This window comes from Lactococcus sp. LG606, from assembly GCF_017309645.1.
Classification (GTDB): domain Bacteria; phylum Bacillota; class Bacilli; order Lactobacillales; family Streptococcaceae; genus Lactococcus; species Lactococcus petauri.
Window position 1 is genome coordinate 2,080,659 of sequence record NZ_CP071301.1, and the last position, 12,882, is coordinate 2,093,540.

Consider the following 12,882-nt stretch of genomic DNA (forward strand, 5'->3'; position numbering starts at 1 on the left):
TTTTTTCTTATGATCCCACATAACCATAGATGGAGAACCACATCAGCATTGCAGCACCAAGAACAAAAAGATGCCAGACCACGTGAGCGAAAGGGAATTTATAACGGTATATAATTGCACCGACAGAGTAAATTACGCCTCCTCCAACGAGAAACCAGAAGCCATAGGCAGGCAGAAGCTGCCAGAGAGGGTAAATGGCAAAGAGGATGACCCATCCCATAACAATATAAAGGACAGTTGAACCTCTAGGCACGGTATTCCATCGTGGGAGGTAGATAGCTGTAACGACTATTCCCAAGATCGCACAAAGCCAAACAAGTGCTAACATTCCCCAGCCTAGCCAATTTCCTAATGTAACGAGGCAATAAGGGGTATAAGTTCCTGCGATGAGTAAAAAGATACCGCTATGATCAAAAACTTGAAAAACTTTTTGAGCGCGTGTAAAGTGTAGGCTGTGTGCCAAAGTTGAAAAGAGAAAAAGTAGTACAAGAGAGGCTCCATAAATTGAGAAAGCAACAATCTGTATCGGTGAATGATTGGCTACTCCTTTAAGTATGAGTAAAACAAGTCCTGTAATAGCAAGACCAGTTCCGACTCCGTGTGTGATGGCATTAAAGACCTGGTCGACAATTTGATAAGCGCGAGAAGCTGGCTTTTCCATTGATCTCCTTCTTTCCATAATAATTTCGCTTTCTAAAATCAAAATATTTATAAATTTGAAAAAGAGGATTAGCGAAATTGCAGTTCATTTGGTATAATATTAATATATATTAACATAGATTGTTTAGAAAAGAAATCGAAGTCTTTTTATTTTGATTTGGAGAAAATATGACAATTAAAATTGTGACAGATTCATCAATAACTATTGAACCAGAATTAGTAGAAGAACTTGATATTACTGTAGTTCCATTGTCGGTAACTATTGACGGGACAACTTACCTTGATTCAGACTTACCCTTGGACTCATTTATGGAAAAAATGAAGGCTTCTAAGGCATTGCCTAAAACAAGCCAACCTCCTGTAGGGGTCTTTGCAGAAAAATATGAAGAAATTGCCAGTGAAGAAGATGCGATTATTTCCATCCACATCACTGAAAGTTTAAGCGGTACAGTACAAGCAGCACGTCAAGGGGCAATGCTATCTGGCCGTGATGTAACAGTTCTTGATAGTGACTTTACGGACCAAGGTTTGAAATTCCAAGTAGTGGAAGCCGCACGATTGGCTAAAGAAGGTCTTGGAAAAGAAGAAATCTTGAAGAGAATTAATCACGTACGTGAAAATACAGAACTGTTTATTGGGATTTCGACGCTCGAAAACCTGGTTAAAGGCGGACGTATCAGTCGTACAACCGGAATCGTGGGAAGTCTCTTGCATGTACGTATCGTGATGGAACTAAAAAACCGTGAGCTAGGTGTAATGACACGAGGACGTGGGAATAAGACATTTACCAAATGGTTAGATGAAACGGTAGAACACATCGCAAACTCTGGACGTAAAATTCGTGAGATTGGCATTTCACATGTAGAAGGACTTGATTTTTCTAATAAAGCGAAGGAAGCTTTGCAAAAATTTGTTGAAAAACCAATTTCTATCCTCGATACTAACTCTACTATTGCTACTCATACAGGACCGGGTGCTTGGGCTGTAATGATTGATTATGAATAAAAAACTGAAAATTATTCTTGAACTTGCTGGCTTTTTGCTAGCAAGTTTACTTGTATTCTGTTTGCTTTCCTTGATGAGTACTCCAGCTGGCAACCGTTTAAAAGAAGAAGTACAGGATCAAGATAAAATCGTGAATTACGTGGCATTGGGAGACTCATTAACAGAAGGTGTTGGTGATGCAACAGGCCAAGGTGGCTTCGTCCCTCTTTTAGCAAAAGAGGTAGAAAACCAAACCACAGGAAAAGTAGAGTCACAAAACTTTGGTCATGCAGGTGATACAAGTACCCAAATCTATGAAAAAATGCAGGACAGAGAAATCCAAACTGCTATAAAAAATGCAGATTTTATCACTTTGACTGTTGGTGGGAATGATGTTATGAAAGTTATCCGAGATAATGCTGCTCGTCTTTCAAAACTTAAAGAAAAAGACTTTGAACAACCTGCGCGTAATTATCAAAATGAGCTGAAAAAAATCTTTGAGACTATTCGGATAAATAATCCTAAGGCTCATGTCTATGTTTTAGGGATTTATAATCCTTTCTATATGAATTTTCCTAATATAACAGCCTTGCAAACAATCATTAATAATTGGAATATCGCAACAGAGGAGACGGTAAAAGAAGAAAAAAATACGAGTTTTATTGCCATTAACGATTTGCTTTACAAAGGAATCGGAGGGGAGAAAGGGATTTCTGAAAGTCAGTCTCAAATCAATGATCTCCTTTATACAGCAGATAGTTTCCACCCCAACAATATTGGCTATCAAATCATGGCTGATGCAGTATTTAAAGAATATCAGGTGATCAATGAAAAATAAAAAAACAATCTGGAAATGGCTCTTTCTTGCTCTATTAGCAATTAATCTTGGAACTTTTGCTTTTATTTCGAGTCGCGTATTTAATGTGCGGGACCAACAATCTTTGAGACAAGTAAGTAAGCCTAAAGAGACGACAGAAGTCGCTAAAATAACGACTAATCGGGACCAGTTAAACCAGCTTATTAATACTTATCTGCAAGATTTTCAGACTTCAGACATGAGTTATAAATTCTATCTATCAAATAGTCAAGCTGTTTTAGAAGCTTCTTACCAACTTTTTGGCCAAAAAATTCCACTCTATATTTACTTTGAACCTTTGGCTTTAAATGATGGTTCTGTTGCACTTCAGGTGAAGAATGTTTCGGCAGGGACATTGAACTTACCAACAAGTGCTGTTCTTGCTTATGTGAAGTCAAGCATTAAGCTTCCAGCCTTTGTAGAAGTCTTACCGACGAAGGATCAAGTCATATTACATCTGCCACAACTTACTTTAGCAGATAATTTATATTTAAAAGCAAATCAGCTAGATTTAGTCAGTGGAAACTTTACTTTTAATTTGATGATTCAACCTTAAAATCAGCTAAAAACCGCAGAAAAACGCTGTTTAGGCTTGCAAAGGTTCACAACATTTGATAAAATGAAAAGTGCCTAATAAGAACAGGTAAAACAAAATATGGAGGACATTTTTAAAATGGCTAACAAACAAGATCTTATTGCTGAAGTTGCAGCAAAAGCTGGATTGACTAAAAAAGATGCTGAAAAAGCAGTTAACGCTTTCGGTGAATCAGTAACTGAATTCCTCGCAAAAGGAGAAAAAGTTCAACTTATCGGTTTCGGTACTTTCGAAACTCGTGAACGTGCAGCTCGCGAAGGACGCAACCCACAAACTGGTGCAGCTATCCAAATCGCAGCAACTACAGTTCCTGCATTTAAAGCTGGTAAAGCTTTGAAAGACGCTGTTAAATAATCTAGCGTAGAAATACTGATACCGTGGTTAACCATGGTATTTTTTATTGTCTTTGATTATAAAAATTTGTAGCTCTTGCATGTTTACTTACAGTAAAACAGAATGAAGATAACAGTTGAGTACATAATGATTTTCAAGCTGTAAAAAGCGAGAAAAAAGTGATAGAATGTAAGGATGAAAAAATGCTTCCGCTGCTTAAGCTAAGGAAGCTGCTAAATGTTATTCAGAAATGGGGAAACTAAAATCATTTACTTTGATAATTCAGCCACTACCGCTATAAATCCAGAAGTTTTACGCACATATACAGATGTAGCCACTAAAATCATGGGAAATCCCTCGAGCTTGCACAGTTTAGGAACAACTGCAACACGTCTTTTGGAGGCTTCACGCCGTCAAATCGCGGATCTACTTCATGTTAATGCAGAGGAAATTTACTTTACGAGTGGTGGAACAGAAGGCGATAACTGGGTCTTAAAAGGTGTGGCATATGAAAAAGAAAGATTTGGTAAGCACATCATTATCTCAGCCATAGAACATCCTGCAGTTAAAAATACTGCAGCATGGTTAGCTACGCAAGGATTTGAAATTGATGAAGCACCAGTTGATGAACGGGGATTTGTTAAAGTTTCAGAGCTTGAGGCATTAATCCGCGAAGATACAATTTTGGTATCTGTCATGGCCGTAAATAATGAGATAGGCTCTATTCAACCGATCAAAGAAATCGCTAAACTCTTGGAAAATCGTCCTACCATTTCTTTCCACATCGATGCTGTCCAAGCCATTGGTAAAATAGCTGTTGAGGACTTTATGTTGGAACGTGTGGACTTTGCAACATTTTCAGCGCACAAATTCCACGGGCCACGTGGTGTCGGTTTTCTTTATATTAAATCAGGGAAACGCTTAGCCCCTCTTTTACATGGCGGTGGTCAGGAAAATAACAAGCGTTCGACGACTGAAAATGTTGCTGGTATCGCTGCTACAGCTAAGGCCCTTCGTCTTGCACTATCTGATTTTGATCATAAAGTTGAGAAAATTCGTCAAATGAAAGCAATCATCTTTGAGGAACTCTCTAAGCAAGAAAAAATTATCCTTTTTTCAGAAATGGATGACTTTGCTCCCAATATATTGACCTTTGGAATTCGTGGAGTTAGAGGAGAAGTTGTTGTTCATGCTTTTGAAAAACATGAGATTTTCATCTCAACAACATCTGCATGTTCTTCGAAGAAAAATGCTGCTGCCGGCACACTCATGGCTATGCATGTCAAACCTGATCTTGCAACCAGCGCTGTACGTGTTAGTCTGGACCATACAAATAATATGTTAGAGATTGAAGCCTTTCTTACAATCTTCCGCAATATTTATCAAGAAATGCTTAAAGTAGCGAATTGATAAAAGAATAAAAGCCCCGATTAAGTGTCGGAGCTTTTTTATCTGTTGTTTAAGTAAAGACGTGGCTAAATTACAACTATTGATGTTTCTCTTAAGTTAAGAGTTTAAGAATTAAAAATCATAGAGTTCTGTAGAGAGGTAGCGCTCGCCATTGTCGGCAGACAAGGTCAATACTTTCTTTCCTTTACCTAATTTTTTCGCAACTTCAAGAGCAGCCCAAATTGCTGCACCACTTGAAATCCCTACAAGGAAGCCCTGGCTAAAACCAATTTCGCGAGCAGTAGTAAAAGCTTCTTCCACAGGGACATCAATTACTTCATCATAAGAAGAAGTGTCCAAAGCTTTAGGGATAAAAGGAACACCAATCCCTTGAAGTTTATGGGGCTGTGGTTGCCCGCCTGTTAAGACAGGAGAACTTGCAGGTTCTACCGCATAACTTTTGAGATTAGGATTTGCTTTTTTCAGTACATGGGAAACCCCAGAAATAGTTCCACCGGTTCCCGCACCAGCCACAAAAGCATCCAAACCTGTTTCACCAAAAACGTCCAGTATTTCTACAGCTGTTGTGGCTTCGTGAGCAGCTGGGTTAGCCGGGTTGTCAAATTGAAGTGGAAGGAACCATCCTTTTTCTTCTGCAAGATGCTCTGCTGTAGCAATAGCTTCATTCATTCCTCCAGCAGCTGGAGTTAAAATAAGTTCAGCACCGTAAGCTTGAATTAATTTACGGCGTTCAAGTGAGAAGGTTTCAGGCATGACAATCACAACTTTGTAGCCTAAAGCAGCTCCGACAAAAGCAAGTCCGATTCCAGTATTTCCAGAAGTTGGTTCAATAATAGTCCCACCTTCTTTTAGTAGTCCATCCCGCTCTGCTTGCCGAATCATATTGAGGGCAATACGGTCTTTTACTGATCCTCCAGGATTAAATGCCTCAAGTTTAACGTAAACCTCAGCACTGTCTTCAGGAAGATTGCGAAGCTTGATAATGGGTGTTTGCCCAATGAGTTCAGTAATGTTTTCATAAATTTTAGACATAGAGTTCTCCTTTTATCTTTGATGATCCTGCTTCTTATTATAAAACCTACTTTATCAGTTTTACATAAAAAAAGCGAATAAGCGCTATAAAAATATAATATCAAGGATTATATAGTTTTACATTAGATAATAAATAGTATATACTTAGAAATAATGAATATTTTATTTATGGAGTTTTTATAAGATGAATACAAAACACAAATTTTTATTTGGCGCAGCTGCTGTAGCCCTTACAAGTCTTGGGGCTGTGAAAGCACAAGCAATGTCAGTACAAGAGTTGGCTGAAGCAGCAACTCCAGTCGCAAACGAATATGGTCTTTACCCCTCTGTTATGATTGCCCAAGGTATTTTGGAAAGCAGTGCTGGACAAAGTGCACTAGCTGTAAATTATAATAATATTTTCGGTGTGAAATACACTTCAGGAAATCCAGTTTATTTGCCTACACAAGAATTTCTTGACGGACAAATGCATAATGTCGTGGAACCTTTCCAAGCTTATGCTTCAGTTGCAGAGGCTTGTGCTGCACAAGCACGTTTATTACGTGGCTCTTTCTTGTATTCAGGTGTTTGGCGTGAAAATACAAGCTCGTATCAAGATGCAACCGCTTGGTTGCAAGGACGCTATGCTACAGATCCAAATTATGCCTCAAAATTAAATGCTGTTATTGCGCAATATGGTTTAACAGCTTATGATGGCGGAGAAGTCGCTACAACTTCAACAACAAGCTATGTGACAACTACAACTTCTACAGATACAAGTTCATACGGTACACAAACTTATACTGTTCAAGAAGGTGATACAGTCTATGATATTGCAGCACACTATGGTGTATCAATGGATGCAATTCTTTCCCAAAATGGTCTCTCAGCTACAGAACACATCATGCAAGGCCAAGTTCTCCAGATACCAACAGCTGGGACTAGTGCAACGACGACAACTTCAACTACAAGTGCTTCAACGATGGCAACAAGCACCGTTTCTAGTTCTTATACTGTTCAATCAGGTGATACTTTAACGTCAATTGCCTCTGTTTATGGAAGAACAGCAGATGAACTTGCCGCAATGAACGGTATTACAGGAAATATCTATCCTGGCCAAACATTATCTGTATAATAAAAAACATCTCTATATTAATATAGAGATGTTTTTTTTTGAGGGAAATTTCTGGAAGCTTACTAAGCTGAATATAAAAAAGCCCATTGGGGCTTTTTATATTAGAAAAATGGATTATAAAGTTTTTCTTTTCCAATCGTTGTGCTTGGACCGTGCCCTGGATAAACCGTATAATCATCGGGAAGGCTAAAAAGTTCTGCCTCAATGGACTGTAGTAATTGTGTGTGATTCCCACTTGGAAGATCTGTTCTTCCAATCGCACCAGCAAAAAGTGCATCACCGGAAAAAATAAGCCTCTCTTCTTCGAAAACAAGACTAATTCCTCCAATAGAATGTCCGGGTGTGTGGCGCACGTGGAATTTTAGCCCAGAGAGATTATAAGGTGTATCACAGACATAATATTCATCTATATTAGTCTTACAAGTGACAGGAAAGGGGAGCATTAAAGCTGAAGCATTAAGCTCGGGGTTTTTGAGCCACTCTTTTTCATTTTCATGTAGATAAACTTGAGCATTAGGATAGGCTTGCTTGAGGGTATCAAGCCCCATGATATGGTCAAAATGTGCATGAGTCAAGAGAATAGCAGTTAAAGGCTTGTCAATCTCTTGAAGTTTTGCAATAATTTTTTCTGGTTGACTGCCAGGATCAATAAGTATACTAAAAGCAGAATTGCTCAGGATATAAGCATTTTCCTGAGCAATTTCACTAACGATTTTCTCGATTATCATAAATTAATTTCCTGTTACACTAAGGTCAGAACCTTGTTTTACGACATCGCTTGGCATTTGCCAGTCTGCAACAGATGTTGGATCAGGATATAAATCTGTCATCATTGCTTTGAAAACTTTAGCAGCGATATACATATTTTCGCCATAGACAGGTTGTAGTCTATTTTTATAACCGGTCCATACAGCCATAGAATATTGTGGTGTGTAACCAACAAAGTTTTCGTCTGGTGCCATTGAACCACCTTGGAGCTGAGCTTGCGTGATTCCAGCTGTTTCAAGAGCTTTAGGATATTCAGCATCATCGTAGTTGGAAGTTCCTGTTTTCCCTGCTTCAGGAAGGCCAGGAGTTTGTGCATAAAGACCTGTAGAAAGAGCAGGTATTGTGCCGTCATTTCCTTTGATAACATCTTTGAGGATATCAGTAATAAGATAAGCAGTTGAAGACTTCATCGCACGCGTGCGCTCTGGCTCATAAGTTTTTGTCGAGCCGTCAGGCATTACAATTTTCGAAACATAGTAAGGTTTTGTGTAGATACCATCGTTCGAAAAAGCAGCATAGGCAGCAGCCATACGTTCAGAACTTGCACCATATTGAGAATCACTACTTCTTGAGTTACTTGAAATCCCATTAGCGAAAGTCATAGTTCCTGGTTCAAAAATAGGGTTACCTTTGTCATCATATTTTCCTGTTTCTACAGGATACTTAAATCCGAGTTTGTTGGCAAAAGCAGTCGCATTGTCCAGTCCAACAGCATCCAAAGTTTTAATAGCCGGGATATTACGTGAAAGAGCTAAAGCCTGTCGTACGGAGATATTTCCTAGATACTGATTGTCCCAATTGTTCAGTTGAATATTTTGAGCATCGGGATAGAAGTAAGGACCAGAGTCGGAAATGGTTTGGGCAGTGCTTGTATAAATGCCATTTTCAAAGGCAGGTGCGTAGTCGATGAGTGGCTTCATCGTTGAGCCCCAGTCACGAGTAGATTCTGTTGCAGGATTTGAACCAAACACCGCAATTTCTTGCTTACGTCCACCGATTTGGGCAGCAACGCCACCTGTCTGTGTATCAATCAAAGTTGAAGCAACTTGAAGTTCGTCATCAGTGAATGGTACAGAATCATTGGTATTGACAATGTTGAATAGATTTTCCTGCGCTTTGCTGTCAAGCGTAGTATAAATCTTTAAGCCAGCATTTGGCGCATCTGTTCCTGTTTCTTGATTGGCTTGCTTGATGGCTTCGGTGATGAAGTCATTGGCATATTCAGGAATGTTTACACCGCTCTTCAAGTCTTGAAGACCGTCATCGATTGGTGTATTGATGGCTTCATCTCTTTGTTTCTCCGTGATTTTACCATTGCGGTACATCGCATTGATTACCAAATCGCGACGATATTTCGCAGCTTCTGGGTTTTTATAAGGATTATAAGTATTTGGTGCTTGTGGCATACCCGCAAGTAGGGCTAACTGTGCGATAGACAAGTCTGTTAACGGTTTATTATAGTAAGCTTGAGAAGCTGTCCCCATACCGTAATAACCATTCGCCATATTGACTTTATTGACATAAGCAGTAAAGATTTGCTCTTTTGACCATTTTTGGTCCAGCTGTAAGGCAAGCCAAGCTTCTTGAATTTTGACTTTCATGTTTTGGTCAGCTGAGTCAGTAGAGAAGAAAGACAGTTTAATCAACTGCATATCTAAGGTAGAACCACCTTGCATATGTCCACCACGTAAGTTATTGACTAAAGAACCAGCAATACGTATTGGGTCAACACCACGTGTATTGAAAAAGCGGCGGTCCTCAATCGAGGTTACAGCATTAACAAGCATGACAGGTATATTATCAGCCTGTACTAAATCACGTTGTTCCGCACCAAGAGTAGCAATTACTTTCTCATCCTTGTCATAAACGACCGTTGATGGGGGTGACTCTAATTTGCTCATATCTAATTTCGGCGCATCTTTTGCGTAATAAATAAAGAGCGCACCAGCAGCAACAAAAGTCAGAATAATTGTTGAAAAAATCAGAATTAAAGCCCATTTCAATGTTGAAATGAGAGATCTTTTAACTGCAGTGTTTTTATTTCGATTCATTTTTGATTTTTTTCGTTTGTTAGTAGGAATTTTAATTCACCTCGCAAAGTTGATTAACGATATCCAAGTAAGGGATTCTAGGAATCTGATTTGATGGGATTTGATAAGCATGTTGCTTAATATAATCAAGAGGAATAGACTTTAAGCCTTTTTTTTCTTGATAAAAACGAATCAAATTCTCAGATGGCAAGTAGTAAGTTTCGTCCAAAGAGGCAAAGTGTAAGAGCACAAAGGCAATGCCTTTTTGTTCAAGAACTTTGGACATATGGACGATTTGATGCTCATGAAAATTTTTCAGAGGAAAACTTGTCTTCTGTTGAGTTTCCTTAGCTTCAAAATCAATATATCTTCCCTGATAGACGCCAGAATAATCTGTAGTTGAAGCCTGTCTAAAGTAGGCTTCAGTAATTTTAGCACGGCTACGTTGGGGATAGTCAACCTTTACAATTTGGATAGGAGTGGGTTTTTTATGAATCACAGCGATATCATGTGCAAGATAGTAATCATTAGTCGCATTGATCTCTGCTTCAAAGTTCATACCACGTTTACCAAATTTTACTGCCGATTTAGATTTTACCATATTCGGAGTACTTTTCGCAGCGTTATGCACCACTTTTTTCTCTGTTTGTTTTCCTGAAAAATTTTTTCTTTGTTTATTTAATCCTTGAGGATATTTTAGCATGTGTGTTTTTCCATATATTAAATAATTACTTCTATTGTATAATGTAATTATAGCAAATTATTTGTCTTTTGGATTATTACAGTTAAAATGGTATCTTATTGTAGAGTTTGCGATTAGTTTCTTTACTTTCAAATTTTAATAACAGCAATAAAAATAGCTCTTTATTTTTGCTTAAGTCGTATAAAAAGTATAAACGAGGAGAAAAGATGTTTTTTGATAATCAAGAAAAGAAAAAATATAATGCCTTATATTGTGCAAGGAAGGACCCGTTATGAAGACATTGCTTATTACAGGTTACACAGCTTTTGATTTAGGGATTTTTGATGAGAAGGATATCAAAATTAAAATTATCAAAAAAGCCTTTAAAAGAAGATTGGAAGCGTATCTGGACAAAGGATTGAAATGGGTGATTTTCACGGGGAATTTAGGCTTTGAATATTGGGCATTACAAGTTTCTAAAGAATTACAAACAGAATACGAGTTCCATATTGCAAGTATTTTTCCCTTTGAAACGCAGGGAAAAAACTGGAACGAGGCGAATCAAGCAAAATTGCGTGAATTTAAAGATGTAGATTATGTTAAATATGCTTACGAAGATTACGAAAATCCAAGTCAATTTCGTCAGTATAACGATTTTTTGCTCGAAAATTCAGATGGTTCTTTAGTTTTATATGACGAAGAAAACGAAACTAAGCTCTATTTTATTACGGATAGGATGCAAAAGACATCAAATTATAATATGGAATTGATTAGATTTGAAGATTTACAAGAAATTTGTGATGATATGAACAATATGTAACATAGACACAAATTCTTACACAATAGTAAAAAAACGCACTTTTTTTAATCTATAATTTTTGGTATAATAAGTAACAAATAATAGCGCTGCTCAAGTTTAATAATTGGTTACAGCCTAGATAGAATGGGGAAAGAAAGTGGTTGATTTATACTTATCGCCTTCATGTACTAGTTGCCGTAAGGCACGTGCATGGTTGGACAAACACAGTGTCCCTTATACGGAGCACAACATTTTGACACAGCCGATGACAAATGATGACTTACGTAAAATTTTGTCAAAAACAGAAAACGGAACGGAAGATATTATTTCAATTCGGTCAAAAATATTTCAAAAGCTTGCTTTGGATCTTGATGAGTTGACCATTAACGAGTTGATTAATCTTGTAACAGAGTATCCAAACCTTTTACGTCGTCCGATTATCACAGATGATCGTTTGTTACAAATTGGTTTTAATGAAGACGAGATTCGTGCTTTCTTACCTCGTCATTATCGTCGTGCGGAAATGAAACGTGCCGTAAACGACTTCTAAATGAATAAGGGAGAGTGGAAATAATGAAAGCTAATTATCAATATCCACTTGATTTAAGTTGGAGTACTGCTGAAATGACTGCAGTGCTCTCTTTTTTCAATCAAGTGGAAAATTTTTATGAGAGTAAAGTGGACAAAGAAGAATTCTTGGAGGCTTATAAAACATTCAAGAAAATTGTACCTTCCAAGATGCAAGAAAAACAGCTGGGGCGAGAATTCGAAGAAAGCAGTGGTTATTCGCTTTATCGTGCCGTCAAGGAGGTACAAGCGAGTGAAAGACAATTTGTTCGCTTTGAAAAAGCTTAAACAAGCAAAAACTTGGGTGAGAGAAGCCGGTGCTTTTCTTCGTGATAATATTCATCAAACTTTGGAAGTTTCGCAAAAAAGTAATTTTAGTGATTTGGTGACAAATTTTGATCAGCGGGTTCAAGAAATTATCATTGAAGAAATTATGAAGAATTATCCTGAGGATAAAATTTTAGCCGAAGAAGCCGGACGAAATACAGCAGCTTTTGACCGTAGTCAAGACAATTTTTGGGTTTTGGATCCTATTGATGGTACGATAAATTTCGTGGTGCAGCAGGATAACTTTGCTGTGATGCTGGCTTATTATGAAAAAGGGCAGCCCCAATTTGGATTAATTCTTGATGTAATGGCGGACAAACTTTATTGGAATAACGCGCAAGAAGTATATTGCAACGATAGAAAACTTTCCTATAAACCGCAAGCATTTGAAAAAAGTCTGCTTTCAATCAATTCAATGATTTATCGTAAAAACTTATATAAACTAACGGACTTTAGTTTAACTACTTTAGGAGTAAGGATGTTAGGTAGCGCAGGAATGGCCTATGCGGACCTTCTTGAAGGAAAAACTGTCGCTTATTTTAGCCTTTTACAACCTTGGGATTATGCCGCAGGAGGTATTTTGACCGAAAAGCTCGGTTTTGTGACCAAAACCTTTGAGGGAGCAAAACCCAATCTTATAGACCGTCAGTACGTTTATAGCCTGCCTGCACATTTAGTTGAACAACTAATACAAAGGACAGACATAATCCTGTAAAGTTGACGAA

At 37.9% G+C, this 12,882-nt stretch carries 15 protein-coding genes; 10 read left to right on the forward strand and 5 right to left on the reverse strand.

Features of this window, described 5'->3' with window-relative positions; genetic code table 11:
* Nucleotides 1-7: 7 nt before the first annotated feature.
* The gene (locus tag J0J35_RS10260) at nucleotides 8-661 is read right to left on the reverse strand and encodes a hemolysin III family protein (protein WP_019292642.1); all 654 of its coding nucleotides are present in this window, start codon (nucleotides 659-661) and stop codon (nucleotides 8-10) included.
* A 167-nt stretch (nucleotides 662-828) separates the two neighbouring features.
* Between J0J35_RS10260 and J0J35_RS10265 the strand changes: the two genes are divergently transcribed.
* From J0J35_RS10265 to J0J35_RS10285, 5 genes are all read left to right on the forward strand, one after another.
* Entirely contained in the window at nucleotides 829-1,665 is an 837-nt protein-coding gene (locus tag J0J35_RS10265) for a DegV family protein (protein ID WP_019292641.1), read from the forward strand.
* Nucleotides 1,658-2,482 (forward strand): SGNH/GDSL hydrolase family protein, encoded by an 825-nt coding sequence (locus tag J0J35_RS10270; protein ID WP_206916869.1) that lies wholly within the window; start codon nucleotides 1,658-1,660, stop codon nucleotides 2,480-2,482. Before J0J35_RS10265 ends, J0J35_RS10270 begins: the two co-directional genes overlap by 8 nt.
* Nucleotides 2,472-3,056 carry a YpmS family protein gene (locus tag J0J35_RS10275; RefSeq protein ID WP_019294169.1) on the forward strand — a complete coding sequence of 195 codons (585 nt, stop codon included), beginning with the start codon at nucleotides 2,472-2,474 and terminating at the stop codon, nucleotides 3,054-3,056. Before J0J35_RS10270 ends, J0J35_RS10275 begins: the two co-directional genes overlap by 11 nt.
* 117 nt (nucleotides 3,057-3,173) lie before the next feature.
* Nucleotides 3,174-3,449 carry an HU family DNA-binding protein gene (locus J0J35_RS10280; RefSeq protein ID WP_003133973.1) on the forward strand — a complete coding sequence of 92 codons (276 nt, stop codon included), beginning with the start codon at nucleotides 3,174-3,176 and terminating at the stop codon, nucleotides 3,447-3,449.
* Nucleotides 3,450-3,692: 243 nt separating this feature from the next.
* The gene (locus tag J0J35_RS10285; protein ID WP_206918207.1) at nucleotides 3,693-4,838 is read left to right on the forward strand and encodes a cysteine desulfurase family protein; all 1,146 of its coding nucleotides are present in this window, start codon (nucleotides 3,693-3,695) and stop codon (nucleotides 4,836-4,838) included.
* Between the two features lie 111 nt (nucleotides 4,839-4,949).
* On the opposite strand, the gene cysK is transcribed toward J0J35_RS10285, so the two are convergent.
* A complete protein-coding gene (cysK, locus tag J0J35_RS10290; protein ID WP_019294167.1) occupies nucleotides 4,950-5,870 on the reverse strand; it encodes a cysteine synthase A in 921 nt (306 codons plus the stop codon).
* A 184-nt stretch (nucleotides 5,871-6,054) separates the two neighbouring features.
* Here cysK and J0J35_RS10295 point away from each other — a divergent pair, with 184 nt between their 5' ends.
* Complete coding sequence (locus J0J35_RS10295) at nucleotides 6,055-6,984, forward strand: glucosaminidase domain-containing protein (RefSeq protein WP_019294166.1); 930 nt, start codon at nucleotides 6,055-6,057, stop codon at nucleotides 6,982-6,984.
* A gap of 101 nt (nucleotides 6,985-7,085) precedes the next feature.
* On the opposite strand, the gene J0J35_RS10300 is transcribed toward J0J35_RS10295, so the two are convergent.
* From J0J35_RS10300 to recU, 3 genes are read right to left on the reverse strand one after another with little or no spacing between them, the layout of a single operon-like run.
* On the reverse strand, nucleotides 7,086-7,712 hold the full coding sequence (locus J0J35_RS10300) for an MBL fold metallo-hydrolase (RefSeq protein WP_206916871.1): 627 nt from the start codon (nucleotides 7,710-7,712) through the stop codon (nucleotides 7,086-7,088).
* 3 nt (nucleotides 7,713-7,715) lie between these two features.
* Nucleotides 7,716-9,803, reverse strand: a complete 2,088-nt coding sequence (locus J0J35_RS10305) for a transglycosylase domain-containing protein (protein WP_206916873.1) — start codon at nucleotides 9,801-9,803, stop codon at nucleotides 7,716-7,718.
* Nucleotides 9,804-9,834: 31 nt separating this feature from the next.
* On the reverse strand, nucleotides 9,835-10,485 hold the full coding sequence (gene recU / locus J0J35_RS10310; protein ID WP_206916875.1) for a Holliday junction resolvase RecU: 651 nt from the start codon (nucleotides 10,483-10,485) through the stop codon (nucleotides 9,835-9,837).
* A gap of 271 nt (nucleotides 10,486-10,756) precedes the next feature.
* Between recU and J0J35_RS10315 the strand changes: the two genes are divergently transcribed.
* From J0J35_RS10315 to J0J35_RS10330, 4 genes are all read left to right on the forward strand, one after another.
* Nucleotides 10,757-11,284, forward strand: a complete 528-nt coding sequence (locus J0J35_RS10315) for an SLOG family protein (protein ID WP_206916876.1) — start codon at nucleotides 10,757-10,759, stop codon at nucleotides 11,282-11,284.
* Nucleotides 11,285-11,420: 136 nt separating this feature from the next.
* Nucleotides 11,421-11,813, forward strand: coding sequence for a transcriptional regulator Spx (gene spx / locus J0J35_RS10320; RefSeq protein ID WP_003133982.1), 393 nt, complete (start codon nucleotides 11,421-11,423; stop codon nucleotides 11,811-11,813).
* 23 nt (nucleotides 11,814-11,836) lie between these two features.
* Nucleotides 11,837-12,118 (forward strand): UPF0223 family protein, encoded by a 282-nt coding sequence (locus J0J35_RS10325; protein ID WP_019292631.1) that lies wholly within the window; start codon nucleotides 11,837-11,839, stop codon nucleotides 12,116-12,118.
* Complete coding sequence (locus J0J35_RS10330) at nucleotides 12,084-12,872, forward strand: inositol monophosphatase family protein (RefSeq protein ID WP_019292630.1); 789 nt, start codon at nucleotides 12,084-12,086, stop codon at nucleotides 12,870-12,872. The genes J0J35_RS10325 and J0J35_RS10330 overlap by 35 nt, the downstream gene beginning before the upstream one ends.
* The last annotated feature ends 10 nt before the right edge of the window (nucleotides 12,873-12,882 follow it).